Here is a 25730-nt window from a genome sequence, read left to right as displayed (position 1 = left end):
GTTATTCAAACTACCACCCACTTCTGCCGCGTACCTATTGGCCGCGCATAAACCACTTATCCATATCTGCCAGTTTAACCTGGGTCCAGGTCGGGCGACCGTGGTTGCACTGGCCACTGCGCTCCGTGCGTTCCATGTCCCGCAACAGAGCATTCATTTCCGGGATTGTCAGACGTCGGTTTGCGCGAACAGAACCGTGACAAGCCATTGTCCCCAGCACTTCGTTGATGCGCTCACCAATACGGGCGCTGTCGCCTTCGCCGAGCAGGTCCGAGAGTACATCGCGCACAAGCTGTTCCACTTCCGCGCCGTGCAGCATTGTGGGTACCTGGCGCACCAGTAAGGTCTCCGGACCGGCCCGCTGCAATACGAAACCAAGCGCGGTAAACACCTCGCTGCGCTCCTCGAAGCAGTCCGCTTCCCGCTGGCTGACAGCCAGACTCACTGGAACCAGGAGGGGCTGAGCCTGAATTCCACCGGCCGCATAAGCCACTTTCATCTGCTCATAGACAATGCGCTCATGGGCAGCGTGCATATCGACAACAACCATCCCGTGCTCGTTTTCCGCGAGAATATAGATTCCATGCAACTGCGCCAGGGCAAAGCCCAGCGGCGGCACTTCTGATTCGCCTTCAATGCCCGCACTGGCCCCTATGGTCGTCCCGGAAGATGCTTGGGGCACGGGCACTGGCCGGCTGCTAGGGGCGCCCCGCGGCTGTTGTGTCGCCGGGGATGAGTCCTGATACGGTTGGTGCAGAGCGCCATAAGCGTTCATCTGCTCGCGCAGATTTGAGGGCGAGGGGCGATTGCTGAGTGGCATTTTATGCTGCCCGGCAAATTCACCGGCCTGTAAACCCGTGACCTGTTCCTGGCGCTCCTGCTCCGGCTCGCTTTCTGTTTCCTCTTTCTGCCCCGGACGCACATCCGCCAGGGCCCGGTGCAAACTGCCAAACAGGAAGTCATGCACCAGGCGACTATCGCGAAAACGCACTTCGTGTTTGGTCGGGTGCACATTCACATCGACGGAAGCCGGGTCCAGCTCCAGATAAAGTACAAATGCCGGATGGCGACCATGGTACAAAACATCGGCGAACGCCCGGCGCACCGCGTGGCTGACCACCTTGTCGCGAATAGCCCGGCCATTGACATAAAAGAATTGTAAGTCGGCCTGGGAGCGCGAGAATGCGGGTTCCGCAACCCACCCCCACAGGCGCAGGCCGCTGCGCTCCACATCGATATGCAGCGCATTCTGCATAAACGCCGGCCCACACACCTGGGCGACACGGCGCTCCATTTCCACCCGCCCGGTGCCCGCACGCAGATTATGCACACCCTTGCCGTTGTGGCGCAGGCTGATAGAGACATCAAATCGGGACAGCGCCAAGCGCTTAATCGTCTCGTCAATGCGATTGAATTCTGTTTTTTCTGTGCGCAGGAATTTCCGCCGAGCGGGCGTATTGAAGAACAGATCGCGCACATCCACAGTGGTGCCACGGGGGTGAGCCGAGGGCGCGAGCTGCGCCTGCATGTCGCGGCCCTCCGCACTTACCTGCCAACCCTTGCCACTTTCATCGCGGCTGCTGGTCAATGCCAGGCGCGCCACCGAGGAAATACTGGCGAGGGCCTCACCGCGAAAGCCCAGGGTGGCCACCGCCTCCAGATCTTCCAATGCATGAATCTTGGAAGTCGCGTGGCGGGCCAGGGCCATTGGCAGGTCTTCCCGCTCTATGCCCTTGCCGTTATCGCGCACTTTCATGCGCTTGCTACCACCGCCGTCCACATCGACCTCTAGCCGTGTAGCGCCCGCATCCAGGCTGTTTTCCAGCAACTCCTTGATTACTGATGCCGGGCGCTCAACTACCTCACCAGCTGCAATCTGGTTGGCGAGGCGGGGAGAGAGTTGCTGGATTTTATCGTGCATGAATCTGGCCTGTTAATGCTGCAAGGACCGCTCGACACTGAGGTCTCAGCCGGAAGGAATACTCAGGGTCTGCCCCACTCGAATCACGGAGTTCTTGATGCCATTCGCTCTCATCAGGGCGGCGACGGAGATATTATATCGCGCCGCGATACCCGAAAGGGTCTCCCCGCGAGCGATAACGTGGTTGCGAGACTTATCGCTCTGGTTGGCGGCGAGCCAGGTATCCGCCGGGGGGCGGCTCTTAAAGTGCGCCACTATACCGTCACTGAGCTTTTGCGCCAGCTTGCGCTGGAAACTGGGATCGCGCAGGCGTTTCGCTTCCTGGGGATTGGTAATAAAACCCGTCTCCACCAAAATTGAAGGCACATCCGGCGAACGCAGCACCGAGAAATTGGCCTGCTCCACCTGTTTTTTGTGCAGGTGAGTGACGGTGCCAATCTGTGACAGCACACTGGCGCCGATATCCAGGCTGGCATTCATGGTGGCAGTCATGGAGAGGTCGAGCAATACGCCGGCAAGGGTGTCATCCTTATCGCCTAGGCTCAAACTGCCGGCACCACCGATAAGATCGGACTCGTTTTCCCTCGCGGCCAAAAAGCGGGCGGTTTCACTGGTTGCGCCCCGGGAGGAGACCGCATAAACCCCGGCGCCACGGGCATCTTTACGGGTAAAGGCATCGGCGTGGATCGACACAAAAAGGTCCGCACGCATATTGCGCCCAATTTTTACCCGTTCCCGCAAAGGAATATAGTAATCCCCTGTACGCACCAGTTTGGCGGTAAAGCCCTTCTCACCGTTTATCTTTTTGTGCAGCTGTTTGGCAATCGCCAGCACCACATCCTTTTCCCGCAAGCGACCGGGACCGGAAGCCCCGGGGTCTTCCCCGCCGTGCCCTGCATCAATAGCGACAATGATATTGCGTTCACTACTGACCTGCTCCAGCGTCTTCTCGCTGCCTTTAACCTCGTCATAAAGGTCGATCACCAATCGATCCGGCAGGTTTTCATGGCGCCGCAAAGCAAAGCTGCGCGGATTGGCCTGCTGCTTTAGGTCCAATACAACCCGTAGATCTTTTTTATTCTGACGGGCATGGCGCACCCGGGCGATCGGCGTCTTGTCCAGATCCAACTTGTCCAGCTCAGCCTTCAACTCGGTATCAGAGAGGTCGACAACCACCCGGTGGGGGTCCTTGAGGGTAAATAACTTGTGCTCTGCCGGGTCGCTTAAATCAAAAACCAGACGCGTATGGTCGGGTGCTCTCCAGACGCGCACACCTTCCACTTGCGTCGCAGAAGCCGGCAGGAAAACTGCCAACCACAGCGCGACAACTAACAGAGACCGCCACATAAAACTCATTACTTCCCAGCCCCTTTGCTTATTGGTATCAGTATTTCCCTGTGTTCAGGCGTTTTCAGGATGCTCGCAGCAGCTTTTGCAGCAGGTCTATTACGCGCTCACCCTCGGGCGAGTGCGCAATTAACCTGAGCTGGCGACCACTTTCCGGTACTTCCAACTCAACTTCCAAGTCTGGATCGGGCAATATGCCCTCGCCCCGCTCGGGCCACTCTACAAGACTCAAACTCTGCGCAGAGAAATAATCCCGCACCCCCATAAACTCCAACTCTTCCGGGTCACCCAGACGATAGAGGTCGAAGTGGTAAACCCGGTGAGCCTCGAGTTCGTAGGGTTCCACCAGGGTGTAAGTGGGGCTCTTTACCGCACCCTCGTGCCCAAAGGCCCTCAGTACCCCCCGACAGAAAGTTGTCTTTCCCGCACCCAGCTGGCCATTTAAATACAGCGTCAGCCCCTGTTGCAGGCCCGCCGCGAGACAGGCCTGCCCGAGCAAGTTGCCGCCGGATACGGTGGCTGCTTCATCAGCCAAATGTAATTTCAATTCACTCGCCATCAATCTACCAAACGTCTAATCCAGGGCAATAAGTCCGTAGCGAGTAATCCCCGCATACCCTCTTCGGCAGCGCGATTACCCGCCTCTCCGTGTAACCACACCGCCAGTCGGGCAGCCTCCACCAGCGGCAAGTGCTGGCCAATCAATGCTGCAACAATACCGGTGAGGAGGTCTCCCATACCACCGGAAGCCATGCCCGGGTTACCGCTGTTGATCAGGTCAACACCACCATCATGTGCAATCAGGGTACCGGCGCCTTTTAATATCACCACGCCACTGAATTTTTGCTGAACTGCAATAGCAGCGGCGCGCGGATCGGCGAGCACCTCGGCGGTATCACAACCCAGGAGGCGGGCGGCCTCCCCCACATGTGGGGTCAACACCCAGTCATCCCGCCGGACCCCGGCCAGAACCCGGCCCTCGGCGAGAATATTCAATGCATCGGCATCTACGACCAAGGGCGCCTCAGCTCGGCCGGCTCGCGCCAGCAGCTGCTCACTCCAGGGGGAGCGTCCCAAACCGGGGCCCACTGCAATTACGCTGGGGCCTTCGAGCAGCGGTTCCAGCTCCTGCCCGGAAATCACCGGATGGGCCATCACTTCTGGACTGCGAGTTAACGCTGCGGACAAATGCTCAGGGCGGGTCGCCAGGGAAATCAGCCCGGCTCCACAGCGCGCTGAGGATTGCGCAGCCATCAATGCAGCACCGCCAAATCCGGTATCACCGCCGACAACCAAAATATGGCCAAACTGGTTTTTAAAGCTATCGGCGGCACGCGCTGGCAGGCGACGGATAGCATCAGCCTCGTAACGCATAGCCAAAGGCTCAACTGCTCGGTAGGCAGCCTCAGGTGCCCCCAAGCCTTCGAAAATTACCTCTCCGCAGAGCGCCGGGCCGCGACCGCAGTAGAGTCCCATTTTGCGGCCGATAAAAGTCACCGTTATATCGGCACTGACCGCCTCGCCGGCACTGCCGGTATCGGCACTCAGACCGGAGGGGATATCCACAGCCAACACCGGGCCAGGGCTTTTGCGGATTCGCTCAACCGCATGCGCCACGCCGGAGCGCAGCTCACCGCTAAAGCCCGTTCCCAGCAATGCATCCACAATCAGTGTATTGGCATCCGCCGTATCCAGTTCTGCGAGAGAGTTCACCACCTGGACACCTTCCCTGCAGGCGTACTCATAGGCCTCCCGGGCATCGCCACTCAGGTGCTGAGGATCGGTACACGCATAAACGGTGACCGGGATTTTCTTTTGCGCGGCGAGGGCGGCAATCACATAGCCATCCCCACCGTTGTTCCCACCACCGCAGAAAACCTGGAGGCGGCCAATCTCCGGCCAGTGCCTGCGTAGATGTGAAAAAGCCGCGCGACCGGCGCGCTTCATCAGTTGAATGGAGGGGATTTCCAGTGCAGCAATCGTCTGTCGATCCAGCTCACGTACCGACTCGGCACTGTATAGAGGTTGAGGCGTGTCCATGCAGCTCCCGCGATGTGGTCAAGAATTCATCTGTGGCAAAATAGGCAATTACATCGCCATCGTTTGCGCCAACCGCAAAGTATACCGCCCCGGCCAGGCATTGTGCTTGCAGGGAATATCGAGCCGCTTTATCTATGACCGAATCACTGCTCGCCGACTTAGCCCAACAGATCAAAATTTGGGGCAGAGAACTGGGCTTCCAACAAGTGGGTATTACCGATTGCCAGCTGGAGGAGGAAGGGGAACGCCTGCGCGCCTGGATTGATGCGGGCTATCACGCTGATATGGACTGGATGGGCGCTCACGGTGAGAAACGCTGGCGCCCCGAATTATTGGAGCCGGGAACACTGCGGGTAATCAGCGTGCGTCTGGACTACCTGCCGCCGGACACCCAGCCTATTAAAGTGTTGAAGGATTCGAGTAAGGCCTATGTATCCCGCTATGCGAATGGCCGCGATTACCATAAGTTGATCCGCAAACGCCTGGCCAATCTATCAAAGCAAATTGATACCTATTGCGCCGAGCGGGGCATTGAATCGAAAGGTCGGGCTTTTACCGACAGCGCCCCGGTAATGGAGAAGGCCCTGGCAGCCAAGGCCGGCCTGGGCTGGATTGGTAAAAATACGCTGGTACTGAATTCGACCGCCGGCTCTTACTTTTTCCTCGGCGAAATCTACACCAACCTGCCACTCCCCATAGATATCAGCGAGGAGCATGATCAGTGTGGCGACTGTGTCGCCTGCCTCAGGGTTTGCCCCACCGATGCCTTTATCGATGATCGCACCCTGGATGCGCGGCGCTGCATCTCCTACCTCACTATTGAAAACAAAGGCCCAATCCCTGAGGAATTTCGCGAGCCCATCGGCAACCGGATATACGGCTGCGACGACTGCCAAATAGTGTGCCCTTGGAATAAGTTCGCCAAGCCCACCAAGGAAAAAGATTTTCATCCCCGACACGGACTGGACAATGGTGAGCTACTGAAGTTGTTTACCTGGAGCGAAGAGGAATTCCTGCGCAAGACTGAGGGTTCGGCGATTCGCCGAATCGGCCACGAGCGCTGGCTGCGCAACCTGGCTGTTGCCTTAGGCAATGGCGAGGCCACGCCCGAAGTCATCAACACCCTGGAGAGTGCGCGCGCCGACGCCACGCCCCTGGTGCTGGAGCATATCGATTGGGCGCTGGAGCGGTTGCGCAGCGGGCGCAGGCGCAAGCGTAAAATCAAACGCAAGCCCGCTGGCTAATCGGGAGTGGGGGTCAGAGGCGGAAAAAAGTCTCGCGGTAGTGGCGCAATTCCTCAATAGAATCGCGGATATCGTCGAGCGCCAAATGGCTGCTGTGTTTTTTAACTCCATCCAAAACCTCTGGGCGCCAGCGACGAGCCAATTCCTTCACCGAGCTGACATCCAGGTTGCGATAGTGGAAATAGGATTCCAACTCCGGCATATATTTCACCAGGAAGCGGCGATCCTGGCCGATAGAGTTGCCACACATGGGAGATGCTCCCTCAGGGACCCACTGTCGCAAGAACTCCAGGGTCTCCCTCTCCGCGCCCCTTTCGGAAATACTGGATTCTTTGACCCGAGCTACCAGCCCGGAACCACCGTGCTGTTCGGTATTCCATTCATCCATTGCATCTAGCAAGGCATCGCTCTGGTGGATGACCATTGAGGGACCCTCGGCGAGAATCTCCAGGCGTGAATCCGTCACGACTGTGGCAATTTCAATAATGCGCTCTTTGTCCGGATTCAGGCCTGTCATCTCCAGGTCAATCCAGATCAGGTTGTTCTGATCCACAACGGGTCTCCTCAAACTTTCCGCGCAAGTTACCGCAACTACCCTGCAATAGCTATAATCCGCCGCTAGTCTCCAGGTGCTAGTGCATGAGTAAACGCAAATTAAATCGCCGCCAACAGTGGCGTATCAACAAAATCCAGCAGGAACGTGAAGCCCGCGCCCGCAAGCGTGAGCAATCTGCCGAAGAGGCCCTGGAAGAGGGGCAACTGGAGCAGGAACAGATCGGCCTGGTTATCGCCAACTATGGCACACAGGTTTTAGTGGAGAGCGAGAGTGATCCGAGCCTGCGCCAGCGCTGCCATTTGCGCGCCAATATCGAAACCCTGGTGACCGGCGATCGCGTTGCCTGGCACCCTGCCAGCGAAGACAGCGATGGGGGCATTGGTGTTATCGGCGCGCGCCTGCCGCGCAATTCCGAGCTGCAAAGACCCGATCGCTACGGCGACCTGAAAACTGTTGCAGCCAATATCGATCGCATATTGATCGTTATCGCCCCTTACCCCGAACCTTTTGCCAATGCCATAGACCGCTACCTGGTAGCCGCAGAGACCACCGGCATAGCACCCATGCTGCTGCTCAACAAAACCGACCTGATCGATGAACGCAATCGCGATTCACTGGAGGAGCTACTCGCCCCCTACCCGGAGCTCGGCTACCCGGTTTTACGGTTATCTACCAAAACTGGCGAGGGCCTGCCGGAGCTGCTGGAAACCCTTGCGCAGGGATGTAGCGTTTTTGTAGGGCAGTCCGGGGTGGGCAAGTCATCCCTGGTCAACGCACTGCTTCCCAGTGCCGGCGCCCGCACCGGTGCTCTATCAGAGGCAACCCAAAAGGGGACTCACACCACCACTGCCGCGGAACTGTTTCACCTGCCCAGTGGGGGTGATCTGATAGACTCCCCCGGGATTCGCGAGTTTGGACTCTGGCATATGGAGGAGGCCGCCCTACTGGAAGGGTTTGTGGAATTCCGACCATTTATAGGACACTGCCGCTTTCGCGACTGCCGCCACCAGGGCGAACCCGGTTGCGCTATCCAGGAGGCTCTGACCGATGGAAAAATTAGCGAGCGTCGCATGAATAGTTTTCTGCATTTGCGCAACAGCCTGGAATCGGAGAACAAGTTTTGAAACTGATCATCGAAGCGGATGAGCTCGCGACTCAGCTTGAGCGCGAAGAACTGCTGATTGTAGACCTCAGCTCACCCCACAATTACCTCAACGGCCATATCCCAGGGGCCGTTCACCTGCCGTTCCAGGCGCTGATGGCTGGCACCGCGCCCGCACCGGGCAAACTGCCCGGCATCGAACAGCTGACCCAGGTGTTTCAAGCTATCGGCTTAAAGCCGGAACAACATGTGGTCGCCTGTGACGACGAAGGCGGCGGTTGGGCTGGGCGCTTTTTGTGGACCTTGGAAATGATAGGCCACCGCAATTACAGCTACTTGAATGGTGGCATGTTGGCCTGGCGAGGCGCCGGCCTTCCTCTCACTACCGAGGCACCAGATATCGAGCCGAGTGATATTCAAATCACCGTCAACAGCACAGCTGCGATGGACGCCCAGCAAATCCAGGATCAACTGGGCAATGATGAATTCCTTGTTTGGGATGCTCGCTCACCCCAGGAATATCGCGGTGAGCGGGTCCTGGCAATGAAGGGCGGTCATATCCCGGGAGCAATCAATTGCGAGTGGACCCAATTGATGGACCCGCAAAAAGACTTGCGTATTCGTGCGGATGCCCGCGAATTCCTCGCTGCACTGGGAATTGATAGCTCACACAAAATTGTCACCCACTGCCAGAGCCATCACCGCTCCGCTTTTACCTGGTTAGTGGGCAAGTCCCTGGGATTGGATATTCGCGCTTATCCAGGCTCCTGGAGTGAGTGGGGCAATTTGCCCAATACGCCGGTACAGCAGTAGATACATTGAGAAAAGACGTAGATTTATGAACCCTAAACTTTTTGCCGCCCTGCAATACCTAACGCCGCAACACGCACTCTCCCGCGCTGCCGGCTGGTTGGCGAATACAGAACTCAAGTGGATCAAAGATCCTTTCACCCGCTGGTTTGTGGATAAGTACGGTGTAGATATGCAGGAGGCCAAAGAGAGCGACTGCACTGCCTACCGCACCTTCAATGAATTCTTTACCCGCGAACTGGTGGACGGAGCCCGCCCCATTGTCGAAGGGCAACACACCCTCGCCAGCCCTGCCGACGGCGCCATAAGCCAGCTGGGCCAGATCCATAACGGCCGTATTTTCCAGGCTAAAGGTCACGACTACAGCCTGGTTGAACTGGTGGGCGGTGATCCCAAGGTAGCGGCGCAATTTAATGACGGACACTTCGCCACTGTGTATCTGTCACCGAAGGATTATCACCGGGTGCATATGCCCATGGCCGGCACCCTGCGCAGCATGACCTATGTGCCCGGGCAGCTTTTCTCTGTAAATACGGTAACGGCAGAAAACGTTCCGCGCCTGTTCGCGCGCAATGAGCGTCTGGTCTGTGTATTCGATACTGAAGCCGGACCCATGGCAATGATCCTGGTGGGTGCAATGATTGTCGCCGGTATCGAAACCGTATGGGCCGGACAAGTCGCTCCTATCCAGCGCAAAGTCATCAATACGGATTATCTGGATAAGGCACCCATCCACTTGGAGAAAGGTGAGGAGATGGGACGCTTTAAGCTGGGCTCTACCGTCATTATGCTATTTGGCGCAGACCAGGTGAGCTGGCTCGACCAGCTGGAAGCCGAGTCGCCTGTGCGCATGGGTGAGCATTTCGGTAATTTACTATCCGGCAAGGACTGATATTAATAAGGAGAGGCGGCAGTTTTAACAGCCGTCTCTGAAAAAGGGGGCTTATTTTGTCAGGCGCGTCAGCAGCTGCCCCAGTCGACCACCGCGGAATAAATAATTGTCGCGAATATTCGCCGCATCCACCTGAGGGTAAGCTCCGGGTTCTATATCCCTGAGGATACTGATCTTTTCCTCGACACTCATCTTGCCACGCTCGATAAGCTTCTGTTCTCGATCCTCAACTTCAGCCAAGTCACACAGGCGAGGCTTGCTGAGCGTCTGTTTTTGCCCATCGAGAACGATCATTACCTTTGGTCGCAAGCGCCGGTCGTAGGTCTGTTCCACCACCACGCCAACCTCTCCAGTGGACAGCTCTACCTGGGTACCAGTGGGGTAGAGACCAATAGCCTGGATAAACTCCACCACCAGCTGTTCTTGATAGGCGATACCCCGCAGGTCATATAACTTGGCAACCGCCCGGGATGGCGCTACCGGCTCACTGGAACCTCTTGGGTTAGTGGCTTCATCATAAAAAGTCACTATTCCGCACATGCGCGCCAACACTGAAATCCTGTCACCGCGCAAGCCCTCAGGGTAACCACTACCATCGTGGCGCTCGCAGTGGGCACTAATGACTTCGATAACCTTCGGATCTATTTCTGGGTCTGCCGACAGCATCTTGACGCTGTGCTGCACAAACTTTCGATACTCCAATTCACTGCGCGGGTCGCGCTGCTTCATCTGCAGCACTTCCCCGTCGATAGCCAGCTTGCCTACATCCTTCAGCAGAGTAGCCACCCCGAGCTTTAGTAAATCACTGCGTGAAAGACCGATATGGCGGCCGAATAGCACCGCCCAAATACTGGCACGCACCGAGTGACTGTAGGTGTGCTCATCCTTATCTCGCACACGAGCCAGCCAGGCAAACGCATCGGGACTGCGCAACACACTTTCTACTAAATCCTCAACGACTTGGTTGACCTGCTGCACCGGTATGGGCCTGTTGTTGGAGACAAGCCCCATTACCTCATTCATACCATAGAGGATCTGGCCGTGAAGCTTGCGCGCATTACTGGCTTCTCGCTGCGCCGGCTGCGGAGGGGGGTATTTTTTATGGAAAACAGTGACAGGTTTGCAGGGGATAGTGACCGCTGTGCGGCCGGAAGCACGGCCCTTTGCGGAAGTGTCGCTGCCCCCGAGTAATCGGCGCAGGGTAACTCCGGCACTGCCGACAGTTTTGTGTATATCGACATAAACAAACCGGCAGTATTTCTGTAGCTGGCGGATTTCTTCCAAATCGCGGATATAAAAACCCTGCAGCGCAAATGGGGTTCGTGTCCAAGGCCTGTCGAGCTTGGAGACAAACATGCCGCGCTGTAAATCACCGACAGAAATTTTTGCTTGTTCGATTGCCACTGGGGAAGGTGCCGACAACTGTAGTTAACGCTAAAAAGCTGCCCTGAAAGACCCCGTGGCGTAAAATCCTCGGTCCTCTGGGCAAGCTCACCTTTATATCATGGAGAGATATTAAGGTTCACCCGCCCAAAGTGAGACTGCATTCACAGACTCAGAGATCAGTGACCCGTTTAAGCGTGATATTGGGCTGACAGCTCTACCACAGCTTCAATCATGGCTCCAGCATGTTTCGGATCTACCTTGGGGGTAATTCCGTGACCTAAATTGAAAACGTGGCCACTACCCTGACCAAAAGACTTCAAAACAGCCGCCACTTCTGTGCGAATTCGTTCGGGACTCGCATAGAGAACAGCTGGATCCAAGTTGCCTTGCAGGGCCACCTTGTCTCCCACTCGGGCGCGGGCACTGCCAATATCTGTCGTCCAATCCAAGCCCAGGGCGTCAGCGCCAGTATCAGCCATTGCTTCCAACCACTGACCACCTCCCTTAGTGAACAGGATGGCCGGCACTCGACGACCGTCGACTTCTTTAATCAGCCCCTGGAGAATTCTCTGCATATATTTCAGGGAGAATTCACGGTAAGCACTGTGGCTGAGTGCCCCACCCCAGGTATCAAAGATCTGTACGGCCTGGGCTCCAGCGCGAATCTGGGCGTTCAGGTAATCGGTAACAGAGTCGGCCAGCACCGTGAGTAACTGGTGCATCAGCTCAGGGCGGTTGTAGAGCATTTCCTTACAGCGGGCAAAATCCTTGCTGGAGCCACCTTCAACCATATAAGTCGCCAGCGTCCAGGGACTGCCGGAGAAGCCGATAAGCGGCACGCGACCATTCAACTCGCGGCGGATGGTGGACACGGCATTCATCACATAGTCCAAATCCTTTTCGCTGTTCACCACTTCCAGGGCTTCGATATCAGCCGCCGTGCGCAGGGGCTTGTGGAACTTCGGGCCCTCTCCTTCAGAGAAATAGAGGCCCAGGCCCATGGCATCGGGAATAGTCAGGATATCGGAAAACAGAATGGCGGCGTCCAGCGGGTAGCGCTCCAGAGGTTGCAGCGTTACCTCACAGGCCAGCTCAGTATTGCGGCACAGATCCATAAAGCTGCCAGCTTCGGCGCGGCTGGCTCGATATTCCGGCAGGTAGCGCCCCGCCTGTCGCATCATCCACACGGGCGTTCGATCCACTGGCTGGCGCAGAAGGGCGCGAAGAAAGCGGTCGTTTTTCAATTCGGACGGTTTGGTATCAGACATAGGCACACCGAGCGGGCTAAAAAAACGGGCATTGTACAGGGGCTTGGCCGCTATACACAGGGTGGCAAAGATATTGCGAGGTGCCTATTGGGACTGGCACAAATGTGCACGGAATAATTGGGCAGTGAGGGACCCTGCCCCCACTGCAAATCAGAAACGATTAAATATCCAGGTAATCGAGAATACCTTCACCGGCCTGGCGCCCTTCCCAGATAGCGGTCACTACCAGGTCGGAGCCGCGCACCATATCGCCGCCGGCAAACACCTTCTCATTGGAGGTCTGGAATTTGTATTTTTGTTTTTCTGGAGCGACGACGCCACCCCAGTCGGCAACTTCAATATTGTGCTGCGGAAACCACTCCGCCGGGCTGGGACGGAATCCAAAGGCCACCAGAACGATATCCGCCGGGATAATTTCTTCAGAACCGGGCACCACCTGAGGGCGACGGCGGCCGTTTTCATCGGGCTCACCGAGCTCCGTAGTAACCACTTTAACCCCGGCCACCTTGCCATCTCCAACGATCTCAACCGGCTGGCGATTGAACAGGAACTGTACGCCCTCTTCCTTGGCATTGGCCACTTCCCGACGTGAGCCGGGCATATTTTCCTCATCGCGGCGGTAGGCACAGGTTACGCTCTTAGCACCCAATCGAATCGAGCTGCGGTTACAGTCCATGGCGGTATCACCACCACCGAGAACCACCACGCGCTTGCCCTCAACCGAAACAAATTCGGAAGCATCGCGCTCCCAGCCCATATTGCGATTTACGTTGGCAATCAGGAATGGCAAAGCATCGTGAACACCGGGCAGATCTTCACCGGGGAAGCCGCCCCTCATGTAGTTGTAAGTGCCCATCCCCATAAAAACAGCATCGTAGTCATTGAGCAGCTGCTCAAAACTGATGTCCTTACCCACCTCAGTATTGAGACAGAACTCAACGCCCATCTCAGTAAACACTTCCCGGCGCTGCTGCATTACCGACTTCTCCAGCTTGAACTCGGGAATACCAAAGGTAATCAGGCCACCAATTTCCGGGTGCTTGTCGAACACCACCGGCTGCACGCCATTGCGTACCAAAATATCAGCGCAGCCCAGCCCAGCCGGGCCGGCACCAATCACCGCTACTCGTTTACCCGTTTTCTCAACATGGCTTAAGTCCGGGCGCCATCCCAGGGCGAAGGCTGTATCAGTAATGTACTTTTCCGCATTGCCGATGGTGACCGCACCAAAGCCATCATTGAGGGTACATGCGCCCTCACAGAGGCGGTCCTGGGGACACACCCGGCCACAGACTTCCGGCAGAGTATTGGTTTCGTGGCAGAGTTCAGCTGCCTCAATAACATTGCCCTCGCTGATCAGCTTCAACCAGTTGGGAATGTAGTTGTGTACCGGGCACTTCCATTCGCAATAGGGGTTGCCACAATCCAGGCAGCGGTGCGCCTGGCTGGCCACCTGTCGCTCGCTGAAAGGCTCATAAATTTCAACAAACTCGCCGGTGCGGGTGATGATGTCCTTCTTCGGCGGATCGATGCGACTTACGTCGATAAACTGGAAGTCGTTGTTCAGTCTGTCTTTCATACTGTTTCTCCACCCCGCCTTTATTCGCCGCGCTTGCGCACGTCGGAAAGAAGATCTGCAAGGCTCGCCGCCTTTGGTTTAACCAGCCAGAAACGGCTCAAGTAATCATCGAAGTTATCCAATAACTCGGCGCCCCAGGCGCTCTGGGTCTCCGCCGCATACTCTTCGATAACTTCGCGCAGGTGACTCTGGTGTGGCTCGAGAATTTCGCTGCTGATTCGGCGCAGCTCGATCAACTCATGGTTGCAGCGATCGAAGAAATCCCGCTCCATATCCAGGACATAGGCGAAACCACCGGTCATACCGGCGCCGAAGTTAAATCCGGTGCGCCCGAGAACCGCGACCATACCCCCGGTCATATATTCACAGCAGTGATCTCCAGCCCCTTCGACTACCGCAAAGGCACCGGAGTTACGCACGGCGAAGCGCTCACCGGCACAACCCGCCGCAAATAACTTGCCGCCAGTGGCGCCGTAGAGACAGGTATTGCCGACAATACTGGTTTCCTGGGAGGCGAATGAGCTACCTTGCGGCGGTCGTATAACCAGCTTGCCGCCGGCCATGCCCTTACCCACATAGTCGTTGGCATCGCCATCCAAATACATATCCAAACCACCGGCATTCCACACACCGAATGACTGGCCGGCGACCCCTTTGAGGCGCAGTTTCACCGGAGCTTCAACCATGCCCTGGTTACCGTAGCGCTTGGCGATCTCACCAGACAGGCGCGCCCCCAGGGATCGGTCACAGTTGGTCACGTCGTAGCTGAACTCGCCACCTTTAAAGCCTTCGATGGTAGGCAGGATATCCGCCACCATCCGCTCCGCCAGTTCACCCTTATCCCAGGGATCATTCGTCGCGGACTGACAGGTTTGCGGCTTGCTGTCCAACAGCTCATCCGTATGTAATAGAGGCGCGAGATCCAGCTTTTTCTGCTTGTCAGTTTCGCCATCCAGTACGCGCAGCAAGTCCACACGCCCCACCAACTCTTCCAGGCTGCGCACCCCGAGCTTGGCCATCCACTCGCGGGTCTCCTCGGCGACAAAACGGAAGAAGTTCATCGCCATTTCTGCGGTGCCGATATAGTGCTCGTCACGCAGGTCCTTCTTCTGGGTGGCGATACCGGTGGCACAGTTATTCAGATGACAGATGCGCAGATACTTACAGCCGATCGCCACCATGGGTGCCGTTCCAAAGCCGAAGCTCTCTGCACCGAGAATTGCCGCCTTAATCACATCGAGGCCGGTTTTCAGCCCCCCATCGGTTTGTACCCGAACCTTGCCGCGCAGATCATTGGCGCGCAGGGTCTGGTGGGTTTCCGCCAATCCCAGCTCCCAGGGCGACCCGGCATAGCGAATCGAGGTAATTGGGCTGGCTGCTGTGCCGCCGTCGTAGCCGGAGATGGTGATCAAATCCGCATAGGCTTTGGCAACACCCGCAGCAATGGTGCCAACCCCAGGCCGCGATACCAGTTTTACCGAGACCAAGGCATCGGGATTGACCTGTTTTAGGTCGTAGATCAACTGCGCCAAATCCTCGATGGAATAGATATCGTGATGCGGCGGCGGGGAAATCAGGGTCACGCCGGGCACCGAATAACGCAGCCGCGCGATCAATTCGTTGACCTTGCCGCCGGGCAGCTGGCCGCCTTCACCGGGCTTGGCGCCCTGGGCTACCTTAATCTGTAATACCTCCGCATTTACCAGGTAGTGCGGTGTTACGCCAAAACGACCGGAGGCAATTTGCTTAATCTTGGAAACTTTATCAGTGCCAAAACGGGCTGGGTCTTCACCGCCCTCGCCACTGTTTGAACGCCCACCCAGGCGATTCATCGCTTGGGCCAGGGATTCATGGGCTTCGGGGGACAGGGCCCCCAGTGACATGGCCGCCGTATCAAAGCGACGCAAAATCTGCTCTGCCGGCTCCACGTCTTCCAGAGCTACCGGTTCGATGTTCTCCTTGAAGTCCAGCATATCCCGCAATGTCGCCACCGGGCGCTGGTTAACCAGCTCCGCGTAGTCCCGCCACGCGGCATAGTCACCGGTGCTGGCAGCGCGCCGCAGGGTAGTCACCACATCCGGGTTAAATGCGTGATACTCCTGGCCGTAGACAAACTTGTGCAGGCCGCCGGGGGAAACAGGTTTGCGGGCTTTCCAGGCAATTTCAGAGCGGGCCGCCATATCGGCTTGCAGCTCGGGGAAGCCGGCACCTTCAATGCGAGTGGGCGCTCCGGGGAAACACAGGTCCACCACATCCTTGGAAATACCCACCAGCTCGAACAGCAGTGCGCCGCGATAAGAGGCAACGGTGGAAATGCCCATCTTGGACAGGATCTTTAACAGGCCCTTGATAATGCCGTTGCGGTAATTTTTCTGCGCCTCAGCGGCATCCAGCAGTAATTCACCGGTATCGATCAGGTGATTGATAATGCTGTAGGAGAAATACGGGTGTACTGCGGTGGCACCGACACCAACCAAACAGGCCAACTGATGTGCATCGCGGGCGCTGGCGGTATCCACCACAACATTGGAGTCACAGCGCAAGCCCGCATGTACCAGGTGGTGGTGCACCGCGCCCGTCGCCAGCAGTGCATCGATTGGCAAGTGCCCCTCGCGAATATCGCGATCGGACAGTACTACAATCACAGCACCCGCCCGCACTGAGACCTCAACTTTGGCGCAGAGCTGTTCAATCGCCGACTTGAGGTCCTGTTCAGCGGGGTCGTAGTTCAGGTCGAAGATCTCCGCTTCGAAGCCCGGGCGATCAAGGGATAAGAGTGCCGTGTACTTCATATGGGAAAGTACTGGCGAAGACAGGATCACCCGATCTGCGTGCTCGGGGGTTTCCTCAAATACGGATTTCTCTCGACCCAGGCAGGTCTCCAGAGACATCACCACGGTTTCCCGCAGGGGGTCAATTGGCGGGTTGGTTACCTGGGCAAACTGCTGGCGGAAGTAGTCGTAGAGCGAGCGGTTGTAGCGGGACAAAACCGCCATCGGCGTATCATCGCCCATTGAACCGACCGCTTCCTGGCCCGCTTCAGCCATGGGCCGGACGACTTTATCGCGCTCTTCCAGGGAGGAGCTGAACAACTTTTGGTAGACCTTGAATTGCTGGTGGGAGAAGTTGTTGTCCACCGGCGCGGTAACTAAAGTAGAGCGGATACGGCGTGCTTTATCCTTGAGCCAACGCTTATAGGGCTGCGCCCGCTTGAGCATATTATCGATGTCAGCGGTGTGGTAGAGCTTGCCCTCTTGGGTGTCTACCGACAGCATCTGCCCCGGTCCAAGGCGGCCCTTAGCTACAACATCTTCAGGGGCATAGTCGTACACGCCCACCTCGGAGGCCACAGTGATCAGGTCATCCTTGGTAATCACCCAGCGCGAGGGGCGCAAGCCGTTGCGGTCCAGGGTACACACGGCATAGCGGCCATCCGTCATCACCAATCCAGCCGGCCCATCCCAGGGCTCCATATGCATGGAGATATATTCGTAAAAAGCGCGGAGGTCCGCATCCATTCCTTCAACATTTTGCCAGGCCGGCGGCACTAGCATGCGCACGGCCCGGTGCAGCTCCATGCCGCCCGCCAACAGCATCTCCAGCATGTTGTCCAGGCTGGAGGAGTCGGAACCCTCACGGTTAACCAGGGGCACCAGCTCATTCAGCTCTGGAATCAGGTCAGTGGCAAATTTACTGGTGCGGGCAACAGACCAGTTGCGATTGCCGGTAATAGTGTTGATCTCGCCATTGTGTGCCAGCAAGCGGAATGGCTGAGCCAGGGGCCAGCGGGGCATGGTATTGGTAGAAAAGCGCTGGTGGAAAACACAGATCGCGGTTTCCAGGCGCGGGTCGGCCAGTTCTGGGAAAAACTTGGGCAGATCAGCCGGAATCATCAGGCCTTTGTAGGAGAGGACACTGGTTGAAAGGCTGGCGATATAGACTTCGCTACTTAAGCGCAACTCGGCTTTGCGACGGGCCACATACAGACGGGCATTGAATTTCGCCTCGCCGAGGGGCTCGTCCGCATCGTTGATCAGCAGTTGCTCAAAGTGCGGAAGGCAATCCCGGGCAATGGGGCCCAGGCATTCCGGGTTGGTCGGTACGGTGCGCCAGCCGACAGTCTTTAAGCCCTGAGCTTCCAGCTCAGTTTCGAGAATTTGTCGGGCTTTATCGGCCTCGGCATGATCCAGTGGGAGCATGATCGATCCCACTGCGTAGGTTGCTGTCAGCTCAGCACCAAACAGGGTCTTGGCTTCTGCGCGGAGGAAAGCATCCGGCTTTTGCAGCAAAAGACCGCAACCATCACCGGTTTTACCATCGGCGGCAATACCACCCCGGTGGGTCATGCAAGTGAGGGATTCAATGGCCGTCTGCACTAACTTGTGACTTGCCACACCGTGCAAATGAGCGATCAGACCAAAACCGCAGTTGTCCTTAAACTCATCCAACTGATACAGACTGCTACCCATAGAATTCCTCGTCGCTATCGATTGGGGGACCACTGGCGCTTAAAAAAAAGAAGTGCCTGTTATGGGCGAATGTCACTTTAAGCTTCGCGCTACGCTCTCCTGCGGTCCCTTGGAAAAAGATCCCGAGATAAAAAAAGCCCTCTGCTGGGGCTTTTTTTGTTGTTATTGGCGGTTTTTTGCCCCGCCTTTCCTTTCGGGGGGGCGCAATATTACTTGCCCAACACTACATTTTCAACTTTTAGCAGTGTATTAGTCTGTCAAACCGAACAAAACCAAACTTATCTTCTAGCAGCTAACCTTTCTGGTACTCAGTCCTATTATTTTGACAATAAGAGCAGGGTTATCACTCAGCACCACAGTTTTTCAGTGCATTTATAATCATTTTTCTAGGGGTATCATCGACAATAATTGCTTCTCCCAGCGCCTTTAGCAGTACCAAACGCAATTTTCCGTCCAGCACCTTCTTATCCACCTGCATTACTTGGAGGAATTCATCGGTTGTCATACCTTCCGGTGCCTGCTGCGGCAAATCAGCCGCCTCTAGCATCACTCGCAATCGCTCCACCAGCTCTGCATCGATATCTCCGCGCAATCTGGATAATTCCAGCGCCATAACCATGCCGGCGGCAACGGCCTCACCGTGTAACCAACTGCCATACCCCTGCACTGCCTCAATAGCGTGGCCGAAGGTGTGGCCAAGATTCAGTATCGCCCTACGACCACTCTCGCGCTCATCACTGGCAACAACATTCGCCTTGTCGGCGCAGCAGCGCTCAATAGCGTAAGCCAGTGCTGCGGGCTCCCTCGTTAATAACTTTTGTAAATTCTCCTCGATCCATTCGAAGAATGGGCTGTCACAGATCAATCCGTATTTAATGACCTCAGCGAGGCCTGCGGAAAATTCACGTGCAGGCAATGTGGCAAGGGAATCGGTATCCGCGAGGACAAGGCGGGGCTGGTGGAAGGCGCCAATCATATTTTTACCAAGGGGATGGTTAACGCCGGTCTTTCCCCCAACAGAGGAGTCAACCAAAGACAGCAGGGTAGTCGGTACCTGAATAAAGTTAACCCCGCGCTGATAACAGGCTGCAGCAAAACCGCACATATCTCCAACAACACCCCCGCCCAACGCGATTAGTGTCGTAGTGCGGTTGTGACGCTTTTCCAGCAGCACATCAAAAATTCGATTTACTGTGTCGAGTGATTTAAAAGCTTCACCATCGGGAAGCTCGACAACATCCACTTTATCGAGCCCTTTTAGCCCTTCCAATAATGTCGCCAAATAAAGAGGAGCAATAGTTTCATTGGTAACAATGCAAACTTGCCGGCCTTTAATGTAAGGGAGGACATATTGCGGGTCACCGAGCAAACCTGAACCAATAATTATCGGATAACTACGCTCGCCGAGTTCTACGTTAAGGCTTTGCATACTGCTCTCAATCCCCTAGTGCTTATCTCAACAGAAGTGAGACGCACTTTAGCACAGACGCTTGGGACTAATCGGACAGCAGGCTGCCTAAGTGTTCTGCGACCAGAAGGGATGCTTGTTTGGGGGAGAGGTCATTGGTGTCGCAAATAATATCTGCAACCTCACGATACAGAGGCTCACGTTCCTGCAAAATTTCCGCAATACGCTGACGGGGGTTGGGTACACGAAGCAACGGGCGATTGGTATTCTTGGAAGTGCGCTCCAGAAGCTGATCGATATTGGCCTGCAAATAAACTACATGGCCATATTTTTGTAGCTGGCGTCGATTCTCCTCGAGCAAAACTATTCCGCCACCGGTACCGATAACCTGGCACTCACCCTGGCAGAGCTCTTCCAATATTTCACTCTCACGACGGCGAAATCCGGCTTCGCCTTCCACATCAAAAATCCAGGGAATATCCGCACCAGTGCGCTCTTCCAGCACTTTGTCGGTATCGGCAAAAGGCAGCTGTAATTGAGCTGCCAACAACCTGCCGATAGTAGACTTGCCGGCCCCCATGGGGCCGACCAGGAAAATAGAGCGGGTGATCACTTAGAGTAAAAAGCCTCATCTTCAAGAATACGCGGTGTGATAAACATCAGGATCTCACGTTTATCGTCCGTGCGTATAGTCTGCTTGAACAAGTTACCGATATAAGGAATATCGCCCAGCAAGGGAACCTTGGTTTCACTCTCTACAGCGGTACCTTCAAAAATACCACCTAGAACAATTGTTTCACCATTGCGTACCAATACTTTGGTCGCCAAGGTGTTGATATTAATAGAGGGGACTTGGCCATCACCCACACTTACATACTCACCCACACTATTCTGCTCAATATTTAGAGACATAATAATGTTATTGTCTGGTGTAATTTGAGGGGTCACATTCAATTCCAGTACAGCCTCTCGGAAGGTGATAGAAGCAGCCCCAGAAGAAGTGGTTTCCTGATAGGGGATCTCAACACCAGACTGTATAGTGGCTTCCTGTTTATCACCGGTCACAACTTTTGGCTGAGAAACAACCTCTGCCAGTCCACTATCCTCTAAGGCTGACAATTCCAGGCCAAGGAAGAAATTATCCTTCAAAATATGATAGGCAAGACTACCAGCTGGATTGGTGACTCCAAGATCAACCAACATTGGGTCAAATTGAGTACTTAGCTCTGCCAAAGAAGTGTCTTCTTCCAACCAATTACTCGCTGAGGTTAGGCCATAAGTACCGTCACCAATTTCGGTAAGATCAGCATAATCCCACTGAACACCTAACTCTTTCTGGAAGTCACTACTAGCAGTTACGATTCGTGCCTCAATCATCACTTGGCGAATCGGGATATCAATAGCCTCGATTAACGCCCTAAACTGGGCAATCTTATCCTCAGTATCCGTCAAGATAATAGTATTAGTGCGCTCATCCACAATTGCACTACCGCGGGCAGAAAGCATTGTTGGGGTGTTTGAGTTTCCACTACTGCCACCTCCCGCAAATCCACCTTGGCCAGATCCACCGTTCTGCCCTCCAGAGAAGAGTTCAAACAACTCCCCTGCATCAGCATAGCGAACACTAATATATTCCGTTCGCAGCGGAGCCAATTCTTCTAATTGCTTTCGAGTTTCAAGCTCCTGGCGCTCTCGTTCAGCGATCTCAGCCGCTGGCGCAACCATAATGACAGTGCCCTCCTGGCGCTTATCCAACCCTTTTGCTTTCAAAATAAGTGCCAGTGCTTGATCCCAAGGGACACCATCCAGGCGCAGCGTAATACGGCCTTGAACTGTATCACTGGCTACCAAATTTAAGTCGGTAAAATCAGCAATCACCTGAAGCACTGAGCGAACTTCAATATCCTGAAAGTTGAGTGAAAGCTTCTTACCATCGAACTGAAACTCTTTCTCTTTTTCACGAATCTCTTGAGCTGTAAGTGGCTTAACACTTAATACATATTCGGTGTCCGCCTGATACGCCAAGTAATCGTACTCAACATCGCTTGGATCAACTGAAATAACAGTGTTACGTCCGTCATAATCTACGGTAATTGAACTAACAGGAGTCGCGAAATCTGTAACATCCAGTCTCTGGCGTAAAGACTCGGGCAGTTCAGCCCCCAGGAAAGTCAAATAGATTTTTCCGTTTGTACGTTCAACATCAATATTAACCGCAGGGTCTGTGAGACTAACTATTACCTTGCCTTCACCCTCTTCACCACGGCGAAAATCAACATTATTTACAGCCACACTCCCTGAGGCTCGGAACTGCTTGTCACCCCCCAAGCTCATGCCAGCATCATGTTGCGGAACAGCAGCGACACTAGCTTCACTCTCAGAAGAGTCTGCTCCTATCTCCATTAGCAGCTGATTACCCTGGCGCTCACTGGAGTATACCGGTAACTCATCCAGGTTAACGATAAGTCGAGTGCGATCCTCGCTGGACACAATGACTGCACTCCGTGCGGCTCCGATGCCTAGAGAGTATTTTTTTTGCGGAAGCACACTTTCTACTCCGGCAAAATCTAAAACTATTCGCGCGGGTTGCTCTATTGTGTAACCCGTTGGTTCTGGGGGCTTATCACTGAAGGTAAGACGAAGCTGGACCCGGCTACCAGGCAGCTCAGAAAATTGAATGTCATTGAGCTGGTTTACCTGAGCATTGGACGCTATTGGGAATAACAACAATCCCAGCAGCAATAACTGGAATCGAGTCATTAAAAAGGCGAACTGTTTATTGTTCATTATCCGTTGTCCCTCTCTTCCAACGCCAGAGCCCGCGGCCGTTCAATCCAGCCTCCGGTGCCATCCGGTATAATTTCTAAAATATCGAGCTGTGCATTAGTGGCATTCACTACTCGGCCATGATTTTTTCCGAGATAATTACCAACAGTTATGCGATGAATTCCACCAGAGCCATCGTCTATCAGAGCCCAGATCTGCCCATCACGTGACAAACTACCAACCATCGACAGCGCATCAATATTAACCCCTTCTAGTAGCTCTCGCTGACGAGTTAAATCTGGAGCAACATCTAACCTGCGCCCCACTATACGCTGTTCGGACTCAAGAACAGGCCTGGTAAAGGGGCTTCGCTGAGCAGCCGCTACATAAACATAGGGGCTATAAGGGGTAAATGTCGGTATAGGCTCAATTTGACCTTTAGGCCTCCGTTCCACTTCAGCCATTCGCTTACGCAACTCACTGTGATCAGAGTTTAAGTCACACCCGACAATTGATAGCAGAGCAACTGCAATCGAGAGGTATTTAATCATCCCTCTTCACCTTGATCTTTATAGCGATAGGTCTTGGCGTTGATTGTCATTCTGAGCAAACCGCCTTCTTTATCATTTACTATTTTAAAATCATGCAAAGTCACTATTCGGGGCATACCAGCAATACCACTCACAAAAGCACCAAATTCATGATATCCACCTTTAACGAATATCTGGATCGGTAACTCTACGTAAAATTCACCGACCCGCTCCTTCTGCAAGTCAATATCACTTATCGTTAGGCCACTTCCCCGCCCATACTCATCGATATCTTCAAGTAAACCAGGAACTTCGGTGTCTTTGGGTAGCTGTTTGAGCAATGCACCAAAAGTCTGATTCATTTCCTCTAATTGAAGTCTATAGGCGTCTAGGTTGTGAGCCTGTTCCTGCTTCTTTTCAAACTGCTTAAACAGCTGCCGCTCTTTACTCTCAGCCAATTCAAGCCGCTGATATCGATCGCTAATTAAAAAATGATAACCGAGTCCAACAATGACTGCTGATATAATAATCAGCAGGGCTATCCGCCCCGGTAAGGGCCAAATGCCCATACGAGAAAAATCGATATCATTGAGATCAAGCTCATTTATCTGCTTTAGCGTATCTGCCAGTGCCATGGTGCGGTCCCTTATTTTTTCGCAGCGCCTTGGTCATCTTCCTGCTTTCTACCTGTGACATTGACCGTCAACTCGAAAGCACTCGCTTGCTCGCCATGCCGCGGACTAGCAGTAACCCCTGCTAAAGCTGGAGCCTCATACCAATCAGATTGATCCAGGTTCCGCATAAAAGAAGAAACCCGATTATTAGACTCCGCCACACCTGACAGGGACAGCTTATTACCCACTCGCTCCATAGAGCTAAGCCATACACCTTCTGGCGTAGCCTGAACAAGCTCATCAAAGTAACGCACTGCAAGTGGCCTGTTACCCTGTAACTCCTGAATTACACGCATACGATCAATCAATTCCTGCCGGCGTTTTTTCAGGTCTTTAATTTCTTTTACCTGAATGTCCAATTCACTTATCCTGTTTTTCAGGATTTGATTGCCTTCATTTTGATAGATTATTTGCTTATCAACAGTTTTCATCCAGCCAAACATAGCGGCAGCCACAGCAAAAACAACGACTACCATTATTTGCTGAAATTCTTTTTGCTTTTGAGCGCGATATTCCTGGCGCCAAGGCAGAAGGTTAATCTTTGCCATATCAGTAGTCCTTCTCCCTCATCGCCAGCCCTGTGGCAATCATTAGTGAGGGGGCTTCATTTGCCAAAGCCTGACGATTAACCCGTGAAGACACACTCATTTTGTGAAATGGATTAGCAACCATTGTCGGTCGCCCCAGCTTCTCGCTAATAAGCTCACCAATTCCTTCCATCGCCGCAACTCCCCCCCCCAGAAGGATATGGTCCACATCACTATATGAGGTTGAGGAATAAAAGAATTGCAAAGAACGAGTTACCTGTTGAACTACCGCGTCTCTAAAGGGCTCCAACACTTCAGCAAAATAGTCATCTGGTAAGCCACTACCCCCCTGGCGCTTCGCCAGAGTCGCTTCCTCTACTGAGAGACCATAGCGCCGCTGAATTTCATCGGTGAGCTGACGCCCCCCAAAGAGTTGTTCACGGGTATACACTGTTTTACCATCCACAAGGACGGACAGGGCACTCATCGTCGCTCCAATATCTATAACGGCTACGACTAGCTGTTCTTGAGGGGGGAGTTGATCTTCCAACAGTGTGTAAGTTCGCTCTATGGCGTAAGCTTCAACATCTACCACACCGGGTTCCAGCTCGGCCTCATCCAGCGCAGAGATCCTCTGTTCAATATTTTCTGTGCGGCAAGCTGCGAGTAAGACCTCCATCTGGCCTTCCCCCTTTTCAGAGGGCCCCTGCACCTCAAAGTCCAGGCTGACTTCTTCAAGCGGATAGGGAATATACTGGTCAGCCTCGATTGCAATCTGGGCTTCCAATGCCTCGTCAGTAAGGTCCGCTGGCATTTCGAGCGTCTTGGTGATCACCGCTGACCCAGAGACGGCAACGGCAGCTTCCCGCAGGCGGGTCTTGGAGCGTCGCACAACTTTGCGAATAGCCTCAGCCGTCGCCCTCACATCATTGATATTCTTATCAACTACGGCATTGGGTGGGAGAGGTTCCACGGCGTAACTTTCGACCCGATATTTGTCGCCGTTGCGACTTAGCTCCAGCAACTTGACCGCAGTAGAGCTAATATCGAGTCCCAACATGGCCTTAGGGCCTTTGCTCAGAAAAGGGAAAATTCCCATTTTTTCTTATCTTTTCCGTGGGTTATGAGGGTTTGATGTTATAGCACTTTAAATTAACGCTTCAACCTGCATTTGCATAGGTAATAGCGCACAATATTCGTATAATTATTCA

Annotated in this window: 20 protein-coding genes; 4 read left to right on the top strand and 16 right to left on the bottom strand. The window is 54.4% G+C overall.

All coding sequences use genetic code 11. The features are described from left to right. Window positions 1-34: 34 nt before the first annotated feature. From mutL to ACJJI1_RS09115, 4 genes are read right to left on the bottom strand one after another with little or no spacing between them, the layout of a single operon-like run. Window positions 35-1921 (bottom strand): DNA mismatch repair endonuclease MutL, encoded by a 1887-nt coding sequence (mutL, locus tag ACJJI1_RS09130; protein WP_444959148.1) that lies wholly within the window; start codon window positions 1919-1921, stop codon window positions 35-37. 45 nt (window positions 1922-1966) lie between these two features. After that, on the bottom strand, window positions 1967-3277 hold the full coding sequence (locus ACJJI1_RS09125) for an N-acetylmuramoyl-L-alanine amidase (protein WP_413664095.1): 1311 nt from the start codon (window positions 3275-3277) through the stop codon (window positions 1967-1969). A 55-nt stretch (window positions 3278-3332) separates the two neighbouring features. After that, complete coding sequence (tsaE, locus tag ACJJI1_RS09120) at window positions 3333-3827, bottom strand: tRNA (adenosine(37)-N6)-threonylcarbamoyltransferase complex ATPase subunit type 1 TsaE (protein WP_444926471.1); 495 nt, start codon at window positions 3825-3827, stop codon at window positions 3333-3335. Next, on the bottom strand, window positions 3827-5308 hold the full coding sequence (locus ACJJI1_RS09115; protein WP_444895438.1) for an NAD(P)H-hydrate dehydratase: 1482 nt from the start codon (window positions 5306-5308) through the stop codon (window positions 3827-3829). The genes tsaE and ACJJI1_RS09115 overlap by 1 nt, the downstream gene beginning before the upstream one ends. Before the next feature lie 134 nt (window positions 5309-5442). On the opposite strand from ACJJI1_RS09115, the gene queG reads away from it, so the two are divergent. Then, window positions 5443-6552, top strand: a complete 1110-nt coding sequence (gene queG / locus ACJJI1_RS09110) for a tRNA epoxyqueuosine(34) reductase QueG (protein ID WP_444906620.1) — start codon at window positions 5443-5445, stop codon at window positions 6550-6552. 13 nt (window positions 6553-6565) lie between these two features. On the opposite strand, the gene orn is transcribed toward queG, so the two are convergent. Beyond that, window positions 6566-7105 carry an oligoribonuclease gene (gene orn / locus ACJJI1_RS09105; protein ID WP_444959147.1) on the bottom strand — a complete coding sequence of 180 codons (540 nt, stop codon included), beginning with the start codon at window positions 7103-7105 and terminating at the stop codon, window positions 6566-6568. A gap of 86 nt (window positions 7106-7191) precedes the next feature. On the opposite strand from orn, the gene rsgA reads away from it, so the two are divergent. The 3 genes from rsgA to asd are packed head-to-tail and all read left to right on the top strand — an operon-like array spanning window position 7192 to window position 9912. Beyond that, window positions 7192-8232, top strand: coding sequence for a small ribosomal subunit biogenesis GTPase RsgA (rsgA, locus tag ACJJI1_RS09100; protein WP_444906622.1), 1041 nt, complete (start codon window positions 7192-7194; stop codon window positions 8230-8232). Further along, window positions 8229-9023 carry a sulfurtransferase gene (locus ACJJI1_RS09095; protein WP_282930290.1) on the top strand — a complete coding sequence of 265 codons (795 nt, stop codon included), beginning with the start codon at window positions 8229-8231 and terminating at the stop codon, window positions 9021-9023. The genes rsgA and ACJJI1_RS09095 overlap by 4 nt, the downstream gene beginning before the upstream one ends. Window positions 9024-9048: 25 nt before the next feature. Next, the gene (asd, locus tag ACJJI1_RS09090) at window positions 9049-9912 is read left to right on the top strand and encodes an archaetidylserine decarboxylase (RefSeq protein ID WP_444959146.1); all 864 of its coding nucleotides are present in this window, start codon (window positions 9049-9051) and stop codon (window positions 9910-9912) included. A 51-nt stretch (window positions 9913-9963) separates the two neighbouring features. Here the strand turns inward: asd and ACJJI1_RS09085 are convergent, their stop codons facing one another. The 11 genes from ACJJI1_RS09085 to ACJJI1_RS09035 form a co-directional block, all read right to left on the bottom strand. Then, entirely contained in the window at window positions 9964-11316 is a 1353-nt protein-coding gene (locus tag ACJJI1_RS09085) for a cyclic di-GMP phosphodiesterase (protein ID WP_444959145.1), read from the bottom strand. Window positions 11317-11486: 170 nt separating this feature from the next. Further along, window positions 11487-12566 carry a uroporphyrinogen decarboxylase gene (hemE, locus tag ACJJI1_RS09080; RefSeq protein WP_108731435.1) on the bottom strand — a complete coding sequence of 360 codons (1080 nt, stop codon included), beginning with the start codon at window positions 12564-12566 and terminating at the stop codon, window positions 11487-11489. 160 nt (window positions 12567-12726) lie between these two features. Further along, the gene (locus tag ACJJI1_RS09075; protein ID WP_282930294.1) at window positions 12727-14145 is read right to left on the bottom strand and encodes a glutamate synthase small subunit GltD family protein; all 1419 of its coding nucleotides are present in this window, start codon (window positions 14143-14145) and stop codon (window positions 12727-12729) included. Between the two features lie 20 nt (window positions 14146-14165). Continuing rightward, window positions 14166-18614 carry a glutamate synthase large subunit gene (gene gltB, locus ACJJI1_RS09070; RefSeq protein WP_444959144.1) on the bottom strand — a complete coding sequence of 1483 codons (4449 nt, stop codon included), beginning with the start codon at window positions 18612-18614 and terminating at the stop codon, window positions 14166-14168. 343 nt (window positions 18615-18957) lie between these two features. Beyond that, a complete protein-coding gene (aroB, locus tag ACJJI1_RS09065) occupies window positions 18958-20043 on the bottom strand; it encodes a 3-dehydroquinate synthase (protein ID WP_444959143.1) in 1086 nt (361 codons plus the stop codon). 67 nt (window positions 20044-20110) lie between these two features. Next, window positions 20111-20632 carry a shikimate kinase AroK gene (gene aroK / locus ACJJI1_RS09060; RefSeq protein ID WP_282934602.1) on the bottom strand — a complete coding sequence of 174 codons (522 nt, stop codon included), beginning with the start codon at window positions 20630-20632 and terminating at the stop codon, window positions 20111-20113. After that, on the bottom strand, window positions 20632-22809 hold the full coding sequence (locus tag ACJJI1_RS09055) for a type IV pilus secretin PilQ (protein ID WP_444959142.1): 2178 nt from the start codon (window positions 22807-22809) through the stop codon (window positions 20632-20634). The genes aroK and ACJJI1_RS09055 overlap by 1 nt, the downstream gene beginning before the upstream one ends. Continuing rightward, a complete protein-coding gene (locus ACJJI1_RS09050) occupies window positions 22809-23339 on the bottom strand; it encodes a pilus assembly protein PilP (RefSeq protein WP_444959141.1) in 531 nt (176 codons plus the stop codon). The genes ACJJI1_RS09055 and ACJJI1_RS09050 overlap by 1 nt, the downstream gene beginning before the upstream one ends. Next, on the bottom strand, window positions 23336-23953 hold the full coding sequence (locus ACJJI1_RS09045; protein ID WP_444959140.1) for a type IV pilus inner membrane component PilO: 618 nt from the start codon (window positions 23951-23953) through the stop codon (window positions 23336-23338). Before ACJJI1_RS09045 ends, ACJJI1_RS09050 begins: the two co-directional genes overlap by 4 nt. Window positions 23954-23964: 11 nt before the next feature. Continuing rightward, entirely contained in the window at window positions 23965-24540 is a 576-nt protein-coding gene (locus ACJJI1_RS09040; RefSeq protein ID WP_444959139.1) for a PilN domain-containing protein, read from the bottom strand. 1 nt (window position 24541) lies between these two features. Next, window positions 24542-25618, bottom strand: a complete 1077-nt coding sequence (locus ACJJI1_RS09035) for a pilus assembly protein PilM (RefSeq protein WP_444959138.1) — start codon at window positions 25616-25618, stop codon at window positions 24542-24544. Window positions 25619-25730: the final 112 nt, after the last annotated feature.

It is taken from the genome of Microbulbifer maximicatervae (SeqCode), from assembly GCF_052467065.1.
This window is presented reverse-complemented; position numbering and strand designations above follow the sequence as displayed.

What these genes read in the sequence shown, in the direction of transcription:
- ACJJI1_RS09125 (WP_413664095.1), bottom strand. Translation starts at nt 3,277, where the DNA reads ATGAGTTTTATGTGGCGGTCTCTGTTAGTTGTCGCGCTGTGGTTGGCA.
- rsgA (WP_444906622.1), top strand. Translation starts at nt 7,192, where the DNA reads ATGAGTAAACGCAAATTAAATCGCCGCCAACAGTGGCGTATCAACAAA.
- tsaE (WP_444926471.1), bottom strand. Translation starts at nt 3,827, where the DNA reads ATGGCGAGTGAATTGAAATTACATTTGGCTGATGAAGCAGCCACCGTA.
- ACJJI1_RS09115 (WP_444895438.1), bottom strand. Translation starts at nt 5,308, where the DNA reads ATGGACACGCCTCAACCTCTATACAGTGCCGAGTCGGTACGTGAGCTG.
- ACJJI1_RS09040 (WP_444959139.1), bottom strand. Translation starts at nt 24,540, where the DNA reads ATGGCAAAGATTAACCTTCTGCCTTGGCGCCAGGAATATCGCGCTCAA.
- ACJJI1_RS09045 (WP_444959140.1), bottom strand. Translation starts at nt 23,953, where the DNA reads ATGGCACTGGCAGATACGCTAAAGCAGATAAATGAGCTTGATCTCAAT.
- aroB (WP_444959143.1), bottom strand. Translation starts at nt 20,043, where the DNA reads ATGCAAAGCCTTAACGTAGAACTCGGCGAGCGTAGTTATCCGATAATT.
- hemE (WP_108731435.1), bottom strand. Translation starts at nt 12,566, where the DNA reads ATGTCTGATACCAAACCGTCCGAATTGAAAAACGACCGCTTTCTTCGC.
- mutL (WP_444959148.1), bottom strand. Translation starts at nt 1,921, where the DNA reads ATGCACGATAAAATCCAGCAACTCTCTCCCCGCCTCGCCAACCAGATT.
- ACJJI1_RS09075 (WP_282930294.1), bottom strand. Translation starts at nt 14,145, where the DNA reads ATGAAAGACAGACTGAACAACGACTTCCAGTTTATCGACGTAAGTCGC.
- gltB (WP_444959144.1), bottom strand. Translation starts at nt 18,614, where the DNA reads ATGGGTAGCAGTCTGTATCAGTTGGATGAGTTTAAGGACAACTGCGGT.
- asd (WP_444959146.1), top strand. Translation starts at nt 9,049, where the DNA reads ATGAACCCTAAACTTTTTGCCGCCCTGCAATACCTAACGCCGCAACAC.
- ACJJI1_RS09055 (WP_444959142.1), bottom strand. Translation starts at nt 22,809, where the DNA reads ATGAACAATAAACAGTTCGCCTTTTTAATGACTCGATTCCAGTTATTG.
- queG (WP_444906620.1), top strand. Translation starts at nt 5,443, where the DNA reads ATGACCGAATCACTGCTCGCCGACTTAGCCCAACAGATCAAAATTTGG.
- ACJJI1_RS09035 (WP_444959138.1), bottom strand. Translation starts at nt 25,618, where the DNA reads ATGGGAATTTTCCCTTTTCTGAGCAAAGGCCCTAAGGCCATGTTGGGA.
- ACJJI1_RS09050 (WP_444959141.1), bottom strand. Translation starts at nt 23,339, where the DNA reads ATGATTAAATACCTCTCGATTGCAGTTGCTCTGCTATCAATTGTCGGG.